This is a genomic window from Streptomyces sp. NPDC001852, assembly GCF_042891825.1.
Taxonomy (GTDB): Bacteria; Actinomycetota; Actinomycetes; order Streptomycetales; family Streptomycetaceae; genus Streptomyces.
Genome location: NZ_JBIATN010000068.1, coordinates 1 through 16,654 on the forward strand (window position 1 = coordinate 1; position 16,654 = coordinate 16,654).

A 16,654-nucleotide genomic window follows, 5' to 3' on the forward strand; every position below is an offset into this window, starting at 1 on the left:
ACGGACGAAACACGCCCATCTCTCCCGCCGCCAGGCGGAGTTCATGCCCACCCAGCCCGAACCAAATGATCACGTTCGGAAAGCGGATGGCGTCTAAGATGCTGCCATTGCTCGGGCTGCAGGGGAGCCAGGCGAACGTCGGCTGTCTCTCCAGGGCCAAGCTGCGGCTCGAACTCCACCCAGAGCCTCGCGATGTTCAGATCTTGCTGTCCGTCTGCGGTGCGGTGACCGATGTCCCACAGCGGTCTGAGCTGGCCGTCCCCTGAGAAGGCACTCTGGCGTCCGCCCTCGTCGGCTCCCAGAAGGGTCAAGGTGGCACGGATCGTGCCGTGTTTGGCTTCCCAGCCCCGCCACTCGCACCAACGGCGGCTGCGGTCGAGCATCATCTGCCGGGCAGCCTCGGAGAGCATCTCCCAGAAGGTGATGGATACCGGATGGACATCCGCGATCTCGATGAGCACATCGAGCGCCATCTCCCACTCCTGGAGCTCGATCTCCTTGCGAACATCTCCAACCGTCTGGCCGTTCTCTGCCATGGCGTCCTTCGGCAGTACGTCAACGGCCTGCCGAAGGAGTGTGAACGCGTCATCCATATGCGGGATTGTCGCCTGGTCCCGGGCGCCTTGTCACAGGTGACCGTGCAGAACGCAGCGGCGCCCGACACGCCCGGACACTCCAGGGCTCCACGATTTCAGACAATTACTTTCAGTGACTCGACCCCCGGCAGACCCCTGCCGGGCCGTCGGATGGGCTAGTTCGGATGGGCTAGTTCGGATAAGACCAGCTCGGTGCTCTCGGCCTGGCGCTCAACGCCGCGGTGCTGTTCAACAGCCTCTACATCGACGCCGCCGTCAAGCAGTTGGCCGCCGACGGCTTCCCCGTCACCGACGAGTTGCTCGCCGGGCTGTCCCCGCTCCAGTACGACCACATCAACTTCCTGGGCCGCTACGCCTTCACCCGGCCGCTGGCGCCGGGCCTGCGGCAGCTACGCGACCCGTACGGCGACGACGAGGCCGACAACGACGAGGACGGGTAGCCGCGGGCCCATACAAGTCAAAGGCGGTCCGGCCGGAGGCATAGGAGATGCCTCCGGCCGGACCGCCCTCGCCCGTGACCGGTGCGAATGCGGGAAGGCCGTGGTTCTCTGGACGACGCGGGGCATGCCCGTCCCTGTGCGGGACGGGCACGGCCCAGTCGGTGATGACAACGATGCGGACCGCCCGCTGTAGGGCTTCGCCGCGGCTGCCTACTTGAATTCCACCCGTCCGGCCGGGGCGGCCCCAGTCGTCAGCGCCTCGCACGCCGCCTGCCAGGCGTGGTCGTCGGGCTGGAACTGGGTGCGCAGGTAGGCCGAGGTGAGGCGCGCGAGGGCGGCGACCCGCTCGGGGCTCTCGTCGGTGGTCTCGTCGGCGTCGTATCCGGAGATGCCGCCGAGCAGGTGCTCGGCGCCGAAGAGGGTGAGCAGGGTTTTGGGAGCGGGGGCCAGGCGGTAGGGGTCGGTGTGCCAGTCGGGGCCGACGTCGGTGAAGTGCTTGGAGTCGTCCTGGTCGCCGGCGACGACCAGGGTGGGCGTGGCCATCGTGGAGAAGTCGGTGGTGTGGAAGAACGGCACCATCTCGGCCATCGGTCCGTTGAGGATGTCGCCGCCCCTGCCCGGTGCGGCCAGCAGCACGCCCACCTTGATCCGGGGCTCGGTCAGGTTCACTTCCTCCCCGGTGTCGGGGTCGGCGCTGCGGGCGCCCAGCAGGAGGCCGGCGGTGTGGCCGCCGAGGGAGTGCCCGGCGACCGCGATCTTGTCGTGGTCGATGCGCCCGGCGAGCTGCGGCACGGTCTTCTCGATCTCGTCGAGCCGGTCGAGGATGTGGCTCATGTCCTCGGCACGGGAGCGCCAGAAGAAGGGGGCTCCGGGGGTGTCGGCGAGCTGACGGCTCAGTGTGCGGGAGCTGAGGTGGGTGGGCTGGATGACGACGAACCCGGCTGCCGCCCAGAGATTGGCGATGGGCGCGTACCCGTTCAGCGAGGACAGGTTGTTGGAGCCGCCGTGGCCGTGGGACAGCAGGATGACGGGCAGGCCGGTCCCGGTGGCGGGCGCGGAGACACGGACCTGGAGGTCCACGGGCCGTCCGGGCACGGACAGGACCACCGGGCTGTACGACAGGACGGGGGCGGGCGAGCCGAAGGCGGCGGCAGTGTCGGTTGATGCAGTCATGGCGGGGGGTTCCCTTCTGGAGCCTGCGCCGTTGCCGTAACCTGAAACGGAACGTTGCTCCCTTTATTATTCGGAGCAGTGTTCCGCTTTGTCAAACGGTGATGGAAAGGAAGCCTCGTGTCCACCGAGAGCCCAACCGGGAAGGCGTCGGCCCGAACCAAGCGGGCCGACGCGGTACGCAACCAGCAGACGCTGCTCAGCGCCGCCGCCGAGGTCTTCGTCACCTCGGGTGTCGACGCGCCGATCCGCCAGATCGCGGCCAAAGCGGGCGTCGGGATGGGGACGATCTATCGCCACTTCCCGACCCGCGCGGATCTGGTCACCGCCGTCTACCGTCACCAGATCGAGGCATGCGCCGAGGCAGGCCCAAGCCTGCTGGCCGGCGCCGACTCTCCGTTCGAGGCGCTCCGTCAGTGGATCGACCTCTTCGTCGACTTCCTGGTCACCAAGCACGGACTCGCCGACGCCCTGCAGTCGGACAGCAGCCGCTTCGCCGCGCTGCACACCTACTTCCTCGACCGCCTGGAGCCCGTGTGCGCGCAGCTGCTCAGCGCCGCGGTCGACGCCGGCGACATCCGGCCCGGCACGCAGCCCTACGAGCTGATGCGCGGCATCGGCAACCTGTGCATCGGACGCGACAGCGACCCGCGCTACGACCCCCGCCGATTGATCGAACTGCTCCTCCAGGGACTCCGGCAACCCCAGCCTGCCTGACGGAACGAACCGGTGAACCCCCTGAGGGCAACGCTCTCACAAACGACCCTTTGCCGGAGCAAGATCGACAATCGTCCGCCGGGCACCCTCTGATCTTCGATCGGCTCTCAGAACCCGTTCTCACTCAAAAATGGGCGGGACACCGTTCTGAGACTTGCATTGTGCGAAGATCCGGGGACATGACGGACCCTCACGAGCCCACGGCGGCCGACGCAGACGACGTCGAGCGCCACCCCTGCCCGCGCTGCGGCGTCCAGCCCGGATCGCCCTGCCGCTCGCGCGGTGGCGCGGTCGCCGGCGCGTACCACACCGGCCGGTTCACGAAGGTGCCCCGTCTGAAGAAGGCGCTGCGCGTACCCACCCCGGCCGACCGGGGACCCGGGCAGCCGTGGCGGCCCGGCACACCGCCCCCGGCCCCCGTCGTCGAGGACACCCCGGGCGCGGACATCCGCATCGGCTACGCGCGCTGCTCGCACCTCAGTCAGGAACTCGACTCCCAGCTCGACGCGCTCACCGCGCACTGCATCCCCCGCGACAAGATCTTCAGCGAGAAGATCAGCACCCGTGTGCGGGTGCGCCCGCAGTTCGAGGAGGCGCTCCGCACCGCCCGGGAGATCAAGGCGCACTCCCCACACTGCCGGGTCATCTTCACCGTGTACGAGATGAAGCGGCTGGGCCGCGACGCCGCCGAACTCACCGCTCTCGCCGACCACCTCACTGCGCACGGCCTGGTCCTGGAGATGCTTGCCGGTCCCCTGCCCGGCATCTACGACCCCACCGGTGCGGCACCGTTGCTGTTCGCGTTCTTCGCGGCGATGGCGGAGACCGAGCGGGAGAACATCCGGGAGTCGACACTGGAGGGGCTCGACACCGCCTCCCGCAAGGGCAAGCACGGCGGCCGACCGCCGGTCATCACCGACGACATGTTGCACACCGTGCTGCGGCGGAGGGCGAACGGGGAGTCCGTCGAGCAGATCCAGCCCGACTTGATCATCCCCACCGGCAAGCGCAAGGGGCAGAGCCCCTCGGCGGCGAGCATCTACCGAGCGCTTGCCGAGCACGCCAAGCGCGAGGCGTACCCCGAAGCCGTCGAACAGGCCCACGCCGACCTCGTCGCCCTCCAGACCGGCGAACTCCCCGGCCCGCGCACGGCAGCGATAGAACCCGCTCGGTGACGCGGTACTGCGTCAGCCACTACCGCTAATTCCCGTTCCGATACTCCTTATGGGCCATGCCGGACCGTGTCCTCCAGCGCCAGGACCCAGCCGACGGGGCCCCCGTGAACCCGGCCGTTGCCGCTGCCATGACTCACGAGCCCGTCAGTCTGCGAAACGACCCACTGCCGACGCACCGGCTTTCCGCACGCCGGTCGGCCACGCCTCGAACGAGAATCTGATCCATGTCCCGTGAACCAGAGGCCTACACCGGTCAGACGCTGTGCAGCAGCGGATCGCGTTCCCCGCTGCGTGCCTTCTTGCGCACCGAGACCGGCGGCGCCGCCGTCCTGGTCGCCGCCGCGCTCGCCGCCCTCCTCTGGGCCAACGCGGCACCCTCGGCATACACGTCGTTCTGGGACACCCGCCTGTCCGTCCGCCTCGGCACGTACGGGATCTCGCTCGCCCTGCGGGAGTGGGTCAACAGCGGCCTGATGACGCTCTTCTTCCTCGTCGTCGGTCTGGAGGCACGCCGCGAGTTCGACATGGGCGAACTGCGCGAACGCAAGCGGCTCACCCTGCCGCTCGTCGCCGGGCTCAGCGGCATGATCGTGCCCATCGCCCTCTACCTCGCCATCAACGCCGGCCACGGCAGCGAGCAGGGCTGGGGCGCGGCGATGTCCACCGACACCGCCTTCGCCCTGGGCGTGCTGGCCGTCGCCGGCCGCGGCATGCCACCCGGACTGCGGGTCTTCATCCTCCTGCTGAGCGTGGTCGACGACTTCCTCTCCCTCGGCGTCATCGCCTTCGCCTACAGCAACCGCATCGCCGTACCCGCACTCGGCGTGGCCATCGCAACCCTCACACTCGTCCTGCTCACACGGCGACTCGGCGTACACCACGGCAGCGTGTACGCCCTTCTGGGCGTCGTCGCCTGGGTCGCCCTGCTCGAGTCGGGCGTGGACCCGGTGGTGATCGGTCTCGCTCTGGGGCTGCTCACCTACGCCTACCCTGCCTCGCGCGCCGACCTGGAACACGCCAGCGGCCTGTTCCGGCTGTTCCGTGAGCAGCCCACCCCGGAACTGGAACGGTCCGTCCGCGCCGGCATCGCCTCGGCGATCTCCCCCAACGACCGCCTGCAACGCATCTACCATCCCTGGACCAGCTACGCGGTGGTCCCGCTGTTCGCCCTCGCCAATGCCGGCATCGAGATCAGCGGCGACCAGCTGGCACGAGCCTTCACCTCGCCCGTCACCCTCGGGATCCTCATCGCCTACGTCCTGGGCAAGCCGCTGGGCATCGTCGGGGCCTGTGCGCTCACCACGCTCGCCTCCCGCGGGCGGCTGCGCCTCCCGGTCGGCTGGGGCGCCGCAACCGCCGGCGGCGCCCTGTGCGGGGTCGGCTTCACCGTCTCCCTGCTCATCGCAACCCTCGCCTTCCACGGCCCACGCCTGAACGAGGCCAAGCTCGGCATCCTCGCCACACTCGTCTGCTCCTTCCTGACAGCCCGGCTGGTCACCGCAGCGATCGGCCTTCTGCCGCCTGCGCTGCGGCTTAGGGCCCTGCTCGGGAAGGCGGAGACGATCGTCGACCTGGCCGTGCCCGTGGATCCCGACCACGATCACATCCGAGGGCCACACCACGCCGCTGTCACCGTGGTGGAGTACGGCGACTACGAATGCCCCTACTGCGGGCAGGCCGAGCCCGTCGTCCGTGAACTCCTCGCCGACTTCGGAGACCTGCGCTACGTGTGGCGCCACCTGCCCCTGACCGACGTGCACATCCACGCCCAACTCGCCGCCGAAGCCGTCGAAGCAGCCGCACGCCAGGGCCGCTTCTGGGACATGCACGACCTGCTGCTCAGCCACCAACAAGCCCTCCGCATCGAAGACCTGCACGCCCACGCGGCCGCTATCGGCCTGGACACCGAGCGCTTCGAACGCGACATGCGCGCTCACACCGGTGCAGCCCGCATCGCCGAGCACGTCGAGTCAGCCGATCTCAGCAGCGTGGCCGGCACCCCCACCTTCTTCATCAACGGCCGCAGACACCACGGCGCCTACGACCTCCCCAGCCTCACCGCCGCTGTCCGCGCAGCTCGCGCACGAGCCTCCGTCGCCACGTGACGGGGCCGATCTGTTCCTTGCTGCCTTCCAGGGCGGCATGCTCCTCGTCCAGGTCGCGCGGGACATCGCTCCGGTGAAAGACGCGGTGCAGGCACCATCGACGAGCCGCGGACGTTGGCGACGTCTCCCCACGCTGGCGGGTCGGCGGGCCGGTTGCCACGTCCGCTGTCAGTACGCCCTTGTTGTCCGGGGTGGGGCCTACCGTTGGTGAGGTTGGGTGAGGCAGTGCCGGATCTGTTGGCAGAAGTGCTGCAGTTCGGGGGTCGGTTTCTGGTACCAGCGTTTCGGCCCGTTGAACACCTCGGCGAGCCACTGGGCCTTGTTCCCGGACGGAACGCTGCGTACCCACTGTTCGAGTTCCCCACAGGGAACGAGGAAGAGGCCATGCGCTGCGGTGTGTTTCAGCAGGCGCTCTGCGGCGTCATGCACGTCGCCGTTGAGAGCGTTGAGCCCGCTCTTCTTCAGGGTGCCCCAGCCGGACGAACCCTTGAGCAGATCACTCACTTTGCTGATCACGGCCTCGGTGAGCGGCCTGTCTCCACGGCCGCTCAGCACCGAATTCACCTGAGTGCGGTAGCCGGCAATCGTGGGGACGCTGCGTTCGGCGTTGGCGTAGTCGTTGAGCGTTCTGAGGTCAGCGCTCATGTCGCGAACGGTGCCACCGAGAGCGTTCATGGCGCTGCGGACGGTGCCGTAGTCGTTCAGGAAGTCGAAGTCGGTGATGGCGGCCGTCGGGATGCCAAACGCGCGAAACCGGCGGGCGGTATCGGCGAGGCGAGCTTTCCCGTTGGTGTGGAGGTAGATCGTGTTCTCGTGCGGCGCTGAATGATCGCGGGTGGCATCGAAGGCCGCGGCGTAGAACTGGCAGTCGCCTTCGGCCTCGCAGAGCACGACCCGGTCGTAGAAGAGGCCAGAAGAAATGTTGGAGTAGCGCAGCAGCGGTGCGCGCAGCAGTTCAGCGACCGCGTCGGGGTCCAGATCACGTGCGCGCGGGCTTCCGGAGGACCGGTCGAGCCGGACCAGAGCGAGCGGGCGAGCGTCTTGAGCGTCTAGGACGCCGGTCAGAAAATACGGGCGAGGCGGCCCCCGGGGCCGCAGCCGGCCCTGCACCTCAGCCGGCTGCGGCCGGGCTCGCCACCCGCGACCCGCTGCCGCCCGCATGCACGTTTGGGCACGGGGGCGAGGCGGACCGGCATGGAACAGACAGCAGACAGCAGGCGGCGAGGACGGACAATCGCTGCTGGGGGACGTCATAACGGTGTCCGGCGCATTCGAACTTGGGAGTCGAGTTCCTGCCCGAGCGTCGACCAGTGGGCGTACCCGATGCGGATGTCCGCGCTCGGCAGGCCCGGCCGGCGCTGATGGGGCCAGGGACCTCAATCCTCATGCACCGAGATGCGCCTCCGTGATCGCCAGAGCGGCCGCCATGATGCTCAGCTGCGGATTCACCTGCGGGCAGCTCGGGAGCACTGAGGCATCCGTGATCAGTACACCGTGTACTCCGCGGAGCCGGCCCAGCGGGTCGGCGGGAAAGCGCTGCGCGCTGGTGCCGGCGGCGACCGTGCCGGTGGGATGGTAGGCGGAGAGATGGAGCTGCCGCGCATGCGCCATCGCGAGGACGGCGTCCAGTTCCGCGGGGTCGCGGACGCGAGGAGCGGCGGGGATGCCTGTGAGTACTTCCTCGGCGCCCGCGGCGAATAGCAGCTCGCCCATGACGCCGACTGCCCGCAGCAGGCGGCCTGCGTCGCGGCGGTCCAGGTCGTAACGGATGAGCGTTCGGTCACGGCCGAGGACACTGCCGGAGGGGCGGTCGGCAATCATCGCGCCGAGGGTGGCGAGCCGGTCGGCGCCCTCCAGTTCGCGGCGCAGCTCTTCCCCCAGCCCGGGGAGGATGAAGGAGCCCATGCCGGGCGGGGTGGCGGTGGCCTCGATGAGGATGCCCGCGTCGTGGTGCTCCTCCACGCCGACGCTCTGCAGCACACCCTCCCAGGCGGTCACCGGTTCGGCGAAGCGTCCGGCGACGCTCGTGGCCGGGTGGACGCTGAGGTTGCGGCCGAGGCGAGGATGTCGGCCAAGGCCGGAGCGGCGCAGCAGTGGCGGGGACTGCAGCGCACCCGCCGCGACGACGACCAGGGGCGCGAGGATTTCGAGCCCGCCGTTGTCCCGGTGGACGCGCACTCCGGCCACGCGCGGGCCTCCGGGCCGGTCCGCGTCCACGAGGATGCGCTCCACCCGTGCTCCGGTGACGATGCGGGCCCCGGCGGCGCAGGCGTCGGGCAGCACGGAGAGCTGGACGCTCTGTTTGGCCCCGGTGGGGCAGCCCACCACGCACTGGCAGGAGCCTTGGCAGCCCGGTGCGTTGCGGCGCAGGGGCGCGGCCTGCCAGCCGAGCTGACGGGCTCCGGCGAGCGCGATGTGGCCGTTGTTCCCGAGGACGTCGAGGGGTTGGGTGGCCACCCGCAGGGTGCGCTCGGCCTCGTCCAGGTGCCGGTCGAAGCCGTCGGCCAGCGTGAAACCGGACTCCCGGCCCCAGCGGGCGAGAACGTGTCCCGGAGTGCGGTAGCAGGTACCGGAGTTGACGACCGTGGTGCCGCCGACGGCGCGGCCCACCGGCAGCAGCAGCGGGGGGTTGCCGACAGCCACGGTCGCCCCGCCGTCCCGGTACAGCTCGGTGAAACGGTCGAGGGGTGTGCGCCGGCCGAAGGAGGCGGTGGAGTGGTGTTCTCCCTCTTCGAGGACGACGACATCGAGTCCCGCCCGGGCCAGGGTCCGCGCGGCCATCGCCCCGCCGGCGCCCGAGCCGATGACCACGGCGTCGGCAGTGGAGCGAGCGGGCCAGGCGGACGCGGGTGTCAGGTCCAGCGGCGGGTCCTGGCGTGTGAGGCCGAGTGGTGCGGGACCTTGCTGCAGCATCCGCTCCGTTCCGGCCGCCAGGAGCACGGGCACCTTGAGCACGTCCAGCAGCGGGAGGAGGGCAGGATGTGCGGCGAGTGCGCCCAGTACGGACTCTCTTTCGGGCGTGGTCAGGGCGCCGAGGGTGTGTCCGGTGCGCGCCAGGGCATAGGCGTCGATTCCGCGCGCGGCTGTCCGTAGGCCGGCCCGGGCGGCGAGTGGCATGGTCGTGAGGACCGTCTGCAGTCGGGCGGGGACGCGTCGGGGCCAGTCGGCGGTGCCGTCGTCGGCGATGAGGGCGGAGACGAGGCCGGCGAGACTCATCGGGTGCCGACCTCCGCGTGGGCCGTGCCGTCGAGCGTCCACTCGGCCTCGGTGTGCCAGCCGCCGGACCACCACCGCTCCAGCAGGACGCGGGCGTCGGCGCGTTCGCTGTTGCGGCAGGTAGCGTGCCGGCCGTCGGGGTCGGTGTAGTCCAGGGTGAGCGTGCGGTCCGCCGGCTGGGTGACCTCGACTCGTATGCGGCGCAGGCCGCTGCGTCCGGTGACCGTCCACGTGGGCAGTGCGATGTCGGCGCGGAAACGCCCTGCTCCGGCCCAGCCGACGGCCGTCCGCTCGGCGCGGCGGGGCCAGCTGCGGCCGTCCCGGCGCAGCCGGAGGAAGACCAGGGGTGGAAGTCTGCGCAGGGCCGGGCGCATCGACACGGCCGCGACGATCTCCAGGACGTCTCCGCCGCCGAGGTCGGCGTGCAGCCAGGCCCAGCGGCGGGCGTTGCCGTGGCCGTAGATCCGGGCCGACGCGCCCGGGGCTGCGGTCAGCGTCAGCGTCGTGCCGTCATGGGTGAAGGTGCCGTCGTAGGAGGCTCGTGCGGCGGGGAGCATCTGGGCGGCCGGCAGCAGGGGTCGGCGCCAGGACCAGCGGGGGAAGGTGAACAGCGGCTCGTTCGCAGGCCGTTCGGTGAGGTCCCAGCGCAGGGCGCCGTCCTCGGCCGACCCGGTCAGGCGTCCGGGCCGGACCGCGACCCCGTCGGCGTCGAAGCCGGACTGCCCGGGAGCCCAGGGGGCGGGGCCGAACCGGGCGTGCCGCACGGGTCCGTCCTTGGGGAACACCGCGGCCCAGCCGTGTGCGTGCGGCGCGGATCCGTCGGCCGGTGCGGTCAGTTCGTGGTGCAGCCACAGCCCGCTGCCGGTGTCCGGGTCGGTGACGGTGGTGTACCAGACCTCGGTGCGGCCCGGCTCGCCGCGCCAGCGGGGTGCGAGGAACACGCCCGGACCATCGCGCCGCGGGAAGCGGAAGCTGGCGAGGAAGGGGAGGAGTTGCGTACCGAGGGGGAAGCGCAGGGTGCCGGTGCCGATGCGCGCGGCGCCGTCGTAGAGGGTGTACGGCAGGACGGTCATCGAGGCGACGGGCCTGCGCGGGGTGACGGACTTCCAGCCGTCGAGGGTGAGCGGGCGGCCGTCGGCGGTGAAGGTGATGCGGTAACGGATACGGTGGCGCGCGAGCGGCGAAATCTCCAACTCGCCCTGGGCGTACGGGTCGTCGGCCCAGCCGGTGATGCGGATCCGGCCGGTGGCCCGGGCCGGGGTGGTACCGAAAAGGCGCAGGACGCGGTCCGCCGAGACGTTCAGATCGAGGCGGATCCGGCGGGTGCGGTCCTCGTCGTCGAGCGTGAGGGTGCCGAGCATCGTCTCGCTGAAGCGGGTGCCGCGAGCGGGCGAGCCGTCGGCGCCCGTGGCCGTGTGTGCGCTCCTGTCGGCGCTCATGCGAGACCCTCCAGCATGATCCGCTCGGTCGCGGTCAGATACTGCTCGGCCGCCCGCCTGGCGCCGGGCCCGTCACCGGCAGCGACCGCGTCGACCACCGGCTCCAGACGGCCGTGCGCCAGAGAGGGGTCCTCGAAGGGCCGCCTGAGCGCGGCGCGCACCGGCAGGTAGGCGTTGAAGAGGGTGTTGGTCAGCAGGACGTACACGCGGTTGCCGGTGGCGCGGGCCAGGGCCCGGTGGACCTCGATGTCCGCCAGCTGTACGGCATCGGCGTCCGCCGCCTCTCCCACGGCTGTCAGCAGCGTACGCAGCTCGGCCCGCTGCCGGTCGGTCGCCCGGACCGCGGCGCGTTCGGCGATCAACACTCCGATGTGACGCCGCACTTCGAAAACCTCGCCGATCCAGTCGGGACTGTGCCGTACCAGCATCGGCAGCAAGTCGGCGCCACCCAGGCGCAGATAGTCCCGCACGCGAGTGCCGACACCGTGCCGCGTCTCAAGCAGTCCGGCTTGCATCAGACGCCCGAACGCGTGCTTAAGGGTGGTGCGGGTGACGCCGTAGCCGTCGGCGAGCGTGCGCTCCGGCGGCAAGTAACTGCCGGCCGGATGGCGTCCCGTGAAGATGTCCTCGCGCAGCCGGCTTTCCAGGACATCGACGATGGTTTCGCGGGCCAGTGCCTCCACGCGTCCTCCCAGTGGTTCAGTGGATGAGCCACTCAACCAATACATGCGCCTGGGGTCAATGGACATGACATGATCCGTCGCTGTTTCCGTGACGCCCTCATTGCATCGGCTGCTCTTCGTGAGCGCGGCGATCTGCAGAAGTGCACCGGAAAGGTCGCTGGCTTCCAGGGCGTCCAGCACCTCGATCCACCCGGCGCGATCCGGGAGGTCGGAGATCGCGAGATGCCGCAGAGCGAGCCGATGCTCGAGTCCCGGGTCTATGCCCGGCAGGAGATCGGCCGCATGCCCCTGGAGGAGGTCCCCACCGTCATCCCCGCCTTCCACCCCGTATGGGCCAAGGCGGACCACGACCTGATCGTGGTCTGCGACCAGGAAGCCGCGCACGGGAACTTCCGCGCCTGGGCGAAGATCACCCACCACCTGGTGACCGGCCTGAACAAGACTGGCCGTACCCGTGTGGATGAGGAACTGCTGCGCCGGACCTACAGCAAACTCTCCGCCCGGCAGCCGGTCTGACCATGCTCAGCTGCGACAACCCGCCCCTGGTCACCGTCGTCCTCGACCCGGGCGACGACCTGGTCCACACTCGTGCCGCCCTGGCCGTACACGCCCCCGTTGTATGGAAGTAGACGTAACCGCGGGCATCGGGCTCGCCTGCACCGCCGATCTCGGACTGGCCGCAGCTACGGCAACAGGTGAAGTTCTCGCGGGCCGTGATACCGGCCATCCGCAGGGCGGTGAACGCGCGGGTGAGCCGCTCAGGGTCGGTCTCGCCTTGCCACTTGGCTTGTTCCGCGACGTGCTCCAGCCTCAACCGATCAGCCAGGGCTTGTGCCTGCTCGCGCGAAACGGGTCGGCGGTCCCTGGTGACTAGGTACTCCTCAGCAAGCTCGGCCAGTTCGGCACGGGAGGCGTAGCCGCCGACCAGCACCTCGCGGACGCAATTGGGCGTGGTGCTGGTCCACGGTTTCAATTCCGGGCCGCAGACCTGGGAGTACGTGCTGGAGCGCATCAAACAGGACCAGTCGCTGGGCAGGGTGCGGGTGCTGCCCTTCGAATATGCGACCGGGGTCGTGCTGAACCCGCTGAAGATGCTCCGTGAGGTGTTCCCGTCGATCGGCACGGCCGCCGACAGCCTGGGGGAGTATCTGCGGACCGAAGGCGGGCCGTTTGAGGGCCTGGTGATCATCACGCACAGCATGGGCGGGCTGGTCGTGCAGCGGTATCTGGCGCGGATGCTCGCCGACGGACGCGGCGGTGAGCTGGCCCGGATCCACCGGGTGGTGATGCTGGCCTGCCCGAACGACGGCTCGCAGCTGCTGTTGTCCTTGCGCCGGGGGATCCTGGGACGCCGCGGCAGGAATCCGCAGGAACGGGAACTGCGGCCGCTGGACGAGCAGGTCACCGAGACCCGCCGGGTCATCGTGAACCAGGTGCTGGGCGCGAGTGCGGTCACCGACCGGACCTACCCCGTCCCGTTCTTCGTCTACGCCGGTGAAAGCGACACCGTCGTGCCGGTGTCCTCCGCCCGCTCCGTCTTCAGGGACGCCGCCGCTCTGCCGGGTGACCACTTCAGCATCCTCAAGGCCACCACACCCGAGCACCGCACCTTCACCACCCTGCGCCGCCACCTGCACGAAGACGGAGCAGCCAGCGGCGGCCGACCAGCTGGCACCGTCCGCGAGGGCCCGGTTGGTCCTGCCGGCGCGGCCGGCGTGGTCCGGCCCCGCCAGGTGGGGGTGATCCCGCCGCGGGGGGCGTTCCAGGACCGGGCCGAGCGGGCGCGGGAAAAGCAACGCCAGGCCGAAGATCTCGCCACCCAAAGACAGGCCCACATCGACCAGCTCACCGACAAGCTCGATCGGCTGCACGTCGGCGCTCCGGAGGATGCGGCCTTCGCCAGCAGTTCAATACACAGCCCGCATCGAAGGACAGCACAAGCCGACCCCCTGGGGGATGACATCGACCAAGCCCTGGCCCGCGCCGCTGAAGTCAATGATCACGGTGCTGACCTGCTGCAGCGCATAACCGACGACCTCGACCCTGAGGATGACGGCCCGACCACAGCTGTCCAGGACAAATACCCGGACAACGTCCGCAGCAACGACAACACCAGGGACTACTTCTCCGAGCCCCTGCTGCAAGCCCTCCTCAACATGGCGAAGAAGGGCAAGGCGCAATGTGAGGCCAGGGATTTTGCCGGAGCCGCCGCAACCTACAACGAGCTGGTGTACGGCCTGGAAGTGATGGAGGGCCCCGACCACCCCAACACCCTCCACTACCGCACCACTTTGGGCTACTTGCAGTATCTGAGCGGGGATCCCGTCCGAGCCGTGGCGACCCTCACCGAACTGTTGCCCCGCCTGGAACGAGTGAAAGGCTCTCACGACCGCGACACCTTTAAGCGCACGAGGCGCTCTGATCGCCGCTCGCGCGGAAGCCGATGGGGATGCGGCTACGGCTGTTACGGCCTCTACCGAGCTACGGGCCGACCTGCAGAGAGTATTAGGCCCCGACCACCCCGAGACTCTTGCCTCCGGACTCGCTGCGGAGTACTGGCGGGAGATCGCCAGCCGCGAAGGCTGACCCAGCCCAGTGCCTCATGGCGGCCCTTCCCTGCCCTTCGGAGGAGAACCGACGAACTGGCGCCGCCGCAGCGACGAAAAGGGACGGGCTGGTCACCGGTCCGGCTGCCAGATGTGCGTCGCTTGCAGCAGTACAAACAAGGGCCTGGTCCCTGCCGTTCGGTGTCGAGTGCCGCTCCCTCTCCCGCAGTGCTGGTGGCCGACGCCGGCTACCAGCCGGCCGCGGGGGCAGCGCGGGATCGGGCAGGGTCGGGGTGCGTGCCGTACGGCTTTCCCACCAGCACGGGCTGGCATCTGCCGACGGGAACATCCGCGTCACCGTCGACCCCCGATTCGGCATCCGCGTCGTCTCCTGCATCAGCAGGGTCTTCCGCTTCTGCATCACCCACGCATCCGACGGGCCGTCCGTCCGCCAGCACGACGTCGTCCGCGCACGGCTGCCGCTAGAAACTGGCCCCCTGCTCACCTACCTGCAAGGTAAAGCCCGTCTCCTCGACTTCCTGCAACCGGCCGCTGCCAGCGCACCACCTCCGCCTGTGCTGTTGTGGCGGTGCCAGCGGGATGCCTGCGACAGGCCCCGGTGTCCCTGAACGTGCCACGGCCGCTGCGAAGGGCCAGGCTCCGCGTCATGCGGCCGTCCCAGCTACCCGTCAACGTCTCGCCGTAGGTGGCCCCTCTGGCCGGCGAGGCCCCCAGGAATTACTCGCGGCACTGATGACGTTGTTGGTCCCGTCCCGCGATCAAGTCCGGAGCACACAAATCCGGGCCACCGCGATGCGCGGCTCAGCCGATGAGCTGCTGGCCTCCGTCGATGTCGTAGGTAGCACCGGTGAGTGCGGTGTTGGTCATGATGTGCACGGCGAGCGCCGCCACGTCCTCTGGTACGACTACGCGGCCGATCGGCAGCGTGGCGCGCAGTTCCTCGCGGCGGGCGTCGAGTGCGTCGCCGAGCAGCCGGGCCGACAACGGCGTGTCCACGAAGCCGGCGGCGATCAGGTTCACCCGGACCGGCGCGAGCTCGAGTGCGAGACTGGCCGTGAAGGCGGGCGTCGCGGCGGTGACTGCAGGGGCGACACCGAGAGCGGCCCGGATCCGGCGGGCTCCGGTGCCGCTCATGAGCAGCAGCGTGCCGCCCGGCCGTACGGTGCCGGCGCAGTGGCGTGCGACCTCGAGGGCGAGCACCATGTGGTCGCTGATGGCCCGGCGCGCCTGGGCGGCGTCCATGTCCAGGAGGCGGCCGTAGGACGGGCCGCCCGCGGTGACCATCACGTGGTCGATCGGCCCTGGCAGCTGCTGGAAGAACCGTTCGAGTTGCTCCGGGTCATGGGCGTCGAAGGCGGCGGTGCTGAGGGCGTCGGTCTCCCTGGCGGCGGTGTGCAGGCGTTCGGGGTCCCGTCCGGTGAGGACCACGCCGGCGCCCTGGGTACGGGCGAGCCGTGCGGTCGCCAGCCCGATGCCCGCGCTCCCGCCGATGACGACGAGGGTCTGCCCATGCAGGGCCTGGTCGCGGGATCCGTAACCCGCAGTCGGCTCAACCGTCATGATTCCTCCCGCGCTGTGGTCTTGCCCAGGTTGTCCACAGGACTGATCCAGCACCTCGTCGAACTGCCGCAGGAACCAGGCGGTGATCCTCTGCGGGCAGCCCCGCCGGACCGGGCCGGCACCTCCTCACCGTTCGACGGGATGCGACAGAGCGTGCTCGACCTGCCGGGTCCGTTCGTCGGCGAGGACTTCGACCCGGTCGTTCGCCAGTGCCTCCATGGTCTGTTTCGCGACGTCTTCTTCCGTACTTGTCTCCGGCGCGCCCGTGAAGGGGCTGAGATCCGTCTCCCCGAAACTGGCGTGGACACCGATCATGAGCGCTCCCGCAGTGCTTCCCACAGCGCGCCCGTAGACCGCAGGGCTGCTGGGGCCGTCCCCGGGAAGCCCGGCCAGGAGGCCAAGGAGGTGGCCGACAGCATCAGTACATTGCCGCCGTTGCGCGACAGGACCGAAGCGAAGGCCCCGGAGACGGTCCGGGTGCCGATGTAGTTGGTGTCCATCGCGCTCCTTCCCTCTGCCGCCTGCCGATCAGTGACGGTCAACCCGGCGATGGGAGGCTTTGAAACGGACGGCGTCCTGGCGCCCCCAGGTGCACGCGCGACTCTCACCCATGGCGACTCATGACCAGCAGGCCGGCCCTCGATCCCCACCTTCATTCGGGCGGCGCCGGGACGGTAGGGTCGTCGCGTACGCAGATTGCCCACACAAGAAGTCCTCTCCACAATCAGCGTGCATCGGATGCCACAACGATGCATGTGAGACGACGACCGGCCGCAAGGCTCCCATGTCACGTTCAGCGACCATTCCACACGCGCGCCTCCGGTGAAGTGGAACAGGGAGCGGCGTAGGCGCGAGGCGAAGATCTCGCTCTGGGATGGCCTTGAGGTGAGCGTCTGCAGAAGCCTGGAGGACGTCGCGGACACCGAGCACGATGCGGGTGAGCACTTCATCACCGCCCTGCTGCTCGAGATCGCCGACCACGGCAC

14 protein-coding genes and 2 pseudogenes are annotated in these 16,654 nt (G+C 69.7%); 6 read left to right on the forward strand and 10 right to left on the reverse strand.

Annotation, left to right across the window (positions count from 1 at the left end; translation table 11 throughout):
• Window positions 1-41: 41 nt before the first annotated feature.
• Complete coding sequence (locus ACFYZB_RS45925; RefSeq protein WP_388767971.1) at window positions 42-593, reverse strand: hypothetical protein; 552 nt, start codon at window positions 591-593, stop codon at window positions 42-44.
• 200 nt (window positions 594-793) lie between these two features.
• Between ACFYZB_RS45925 and ACFYZB_RS45930 the strand changes: the two are divergent.
• Window positions 794-1,036, forward strand: a pseudogene (locus tag ACFYZB_RS45930) (Tn3 family transposase); the annotation flags it as partial.
• A gap of 210 nt (window positions 1,037-1,246) precedes the next feature.
• Here the strand turns inward: ACFYZB_RS45930 and ACFYZB_RS45935 are convergent.
• Window positions 1,247-2,209, reverse strand: coding sequence for an alpha/beta hydrolase family protein (locus ACFYZB_RS45935; protein WP_388767973.1), 963 nt, complete (start codon window positions 2,207-2,209; stop codon window positions 1,247-1,249).
• 117 nt (window positions 2,210-2,326) lie between these two features.
• Between ACFYZB_RS45935 and ACFYZB_RS45940 the strand changes: the two genes are divergently transcribed.
• The 3 genes from ACFYZB_RS45940 (at window position 2,327) to nhaA (ending at window position 6,203) form a co-directional block, all read left to right on the forward strand.
• Window positions 2,327-2,923: a TetR/AcrR family transcriptional regulator gene (locus ACFYZB_RS45940; protein WP_388767975.1), complete on the forward strand. Its 597-nt coding sequence runs from the start codon at window positions 2,327-2,329 to the stop codon at window positions 2,921-2,923.
• A 179-nt stretch (window positions 2,924-3,102) separates the two neighbouring features.
• Entirely contained in the window at window positions 3,103-4,098 is a 996-nt protein-coding gene (locus ACFYZB_RS45945; protein WP_388767977.1) for a recombinase family protein, read from the forward strand.
• Between the two features lie 224 nt (window positions 4,099-4,322).
• On the forward strand, window positions 4,323-6,203 hold the full coding sequence (nhaA, locus tag ACFYZB_RS45950) for a Na+/H+ antiporter NhaA (RefSeq protein ID WP_388767980.1): 1,881 nt from the start codon (window positions 4,323-4,325) through the stop codon (window positions 6,201-6,203).
• A 198-nt stretch (window positions 6,204-6,401) separates the two neighbouring features.
• Here the strand turns inward: nhaA and ACFYZB_RS45955 are convergent, their stop codons facing one another.
• From ACFYZB_RS45955 to ACFYZB_RS45970, 4 genes are all read right to left on the reverse strand, one after another.
• Window positions 6,402-7,313 (reverse strand): TOPRIM nucleotidyl transferase/hydrolase domain-containing protein, encoded by a 912-nt coding sequence (locus ACFYZB_RS45955; protein WP_388767982.1) that lies wholly within the window; start codon window positions 7,311-7,313, stop codon window positions 6,402-6,404.
• A 273-nt stretch (window positions 7,314-7,586) separates the two neighbouring features.
• The gene (locus tag ACFYZB_RS45960) at window positions 7,587-9,419 is read right to left on the reverse strand and encodes an FAD-dependent oxidoreductase (protein ID WP_388767984.1); all 1,833 of its coding nucleotides are present in this window, start codon (window positions 9,417-9,419) and stop codon (window positions 7,587-7,589) included.
• A complete protein-coding gene (locus ACFYZB_RS45965) occupies window positions 9,416-10,858 on the reverse strand; it encodes a hypothetical protein (RefSeq protein ID WP_388767987.1) in 1,443 nt (480 codons plus the stop codon). The genes ACFYZB_RS45960 and ACFYZB_RS45965 overlap by 4 nt, the downstream gene beginning before the upstream one ends.
• Window positions 10,855-11,721: a FadR/GntR family transcriptional regulator gene (locus ACFYZB_RS45970; protein WP_388767989.1), complete on the reverse strand. Its 867-nt coding sequence runs from the start codon at window positions 11,719-11,721 to the stop codon at window positions 10,855-10,857. The genes ACFYZB_RS45965 and ACFYZB_RS45970 overlap by 4 nt, the downstream gene beginning before the upstream one ends.
• Window positions 11,722-11,763: 42 nt before the next feature.
• On the opposite strand from ACFYZB_RS45970, the gene ACFYZB_RS45975 reads away from it, so the two are divergent.
• A complete protein-coding gene (locus ACFYZB_RS45975) occupies window positions 11,764-12,057 on the forward strand; it encodes a hypothetical protein (protein WP_388767991.1) in 294 nt (97 codons plus the stop codon).
• Here the strand turns inward: ACFYZB_RS45975 and ACFYZB_RS45980 are convergent.
• Window positions 11,951-12,481 (reverse strand): annotated as a pseudogene (locus ACFYZB_RS45980) (DUF6891 domain-containing protein); the annotation flags it as partial. The gene ACFYZB_RS45975 and the pseudogene ACFYZB_RS45980 sit on opposite strands and share 107 nt — an antisense overlap.
• A gap of 10 nt (window positions 12,482-12,491) precedes the next feature.
• Here ACFYZB_RS45980 and ACFYZB_RS45985 point away from each other — a divergent pair.
• A complete protein-coding gene (locus ACFYZB_RS45985; RefSeq protein WP_388767993.1) occupies window positions 12,492-14,573 on the forward strand; it encodes an alpha/beta fold hydrolase in 2,082 nt (693 codons plus the stop codon).
• A gap of 336 nt (window positions 14,574-14,909) precedes the next feature.
• Here the strand turns inward: ACFYZB_RS45985 and ACFYZB_RS45990 are convergent, their stop codons facing one another.
• From ACFYZB_RS45990 to ACFYZB_RS46000, 3 genes are all read right to left on the reverse strand, one after another.
• Entirely contained in the window at window positions 14,910-15,668 is a 759-nt protein-coding gene (locus ACFYZB_RS45990; RefSeq protein WP_388767995.1) for an SDR family oxidoreductase, read from the reverse strand.
• Between the two features lie 126 nt (window positions 15,669-15,794).
• Window positions 15,795-15,983 carry a hypothetical protein gene (locus tag ACFYZB_RS45995; RefSeq protein ID WP_388767997.1) on the reverse strand — a complete coding sequence of 63 codons (189 nt, stop codon included), beginning with the start codon at window positions 15,981-15,983 and terminating at the stop codon, window positions 15,795-15,797.
• Window positions 15,980-16,168, reverse strand: coding sequence for a hypothetical protein (locus tag ACFYZB_RS46000; RefSeq protein WP_388767999.1), 189 nt, complete (start codon window positions 16,166-16,168; stop codon window positions 15,980-15,982). The genes ACFYZB_RS45995 and ACFYZB_RS46000 overlap by 4 nt, the downstream gene beginning before the upstream one ends.
• Between the last annotated feature and the right edge of the window lie 486 nt (window positions 16,169-16,654).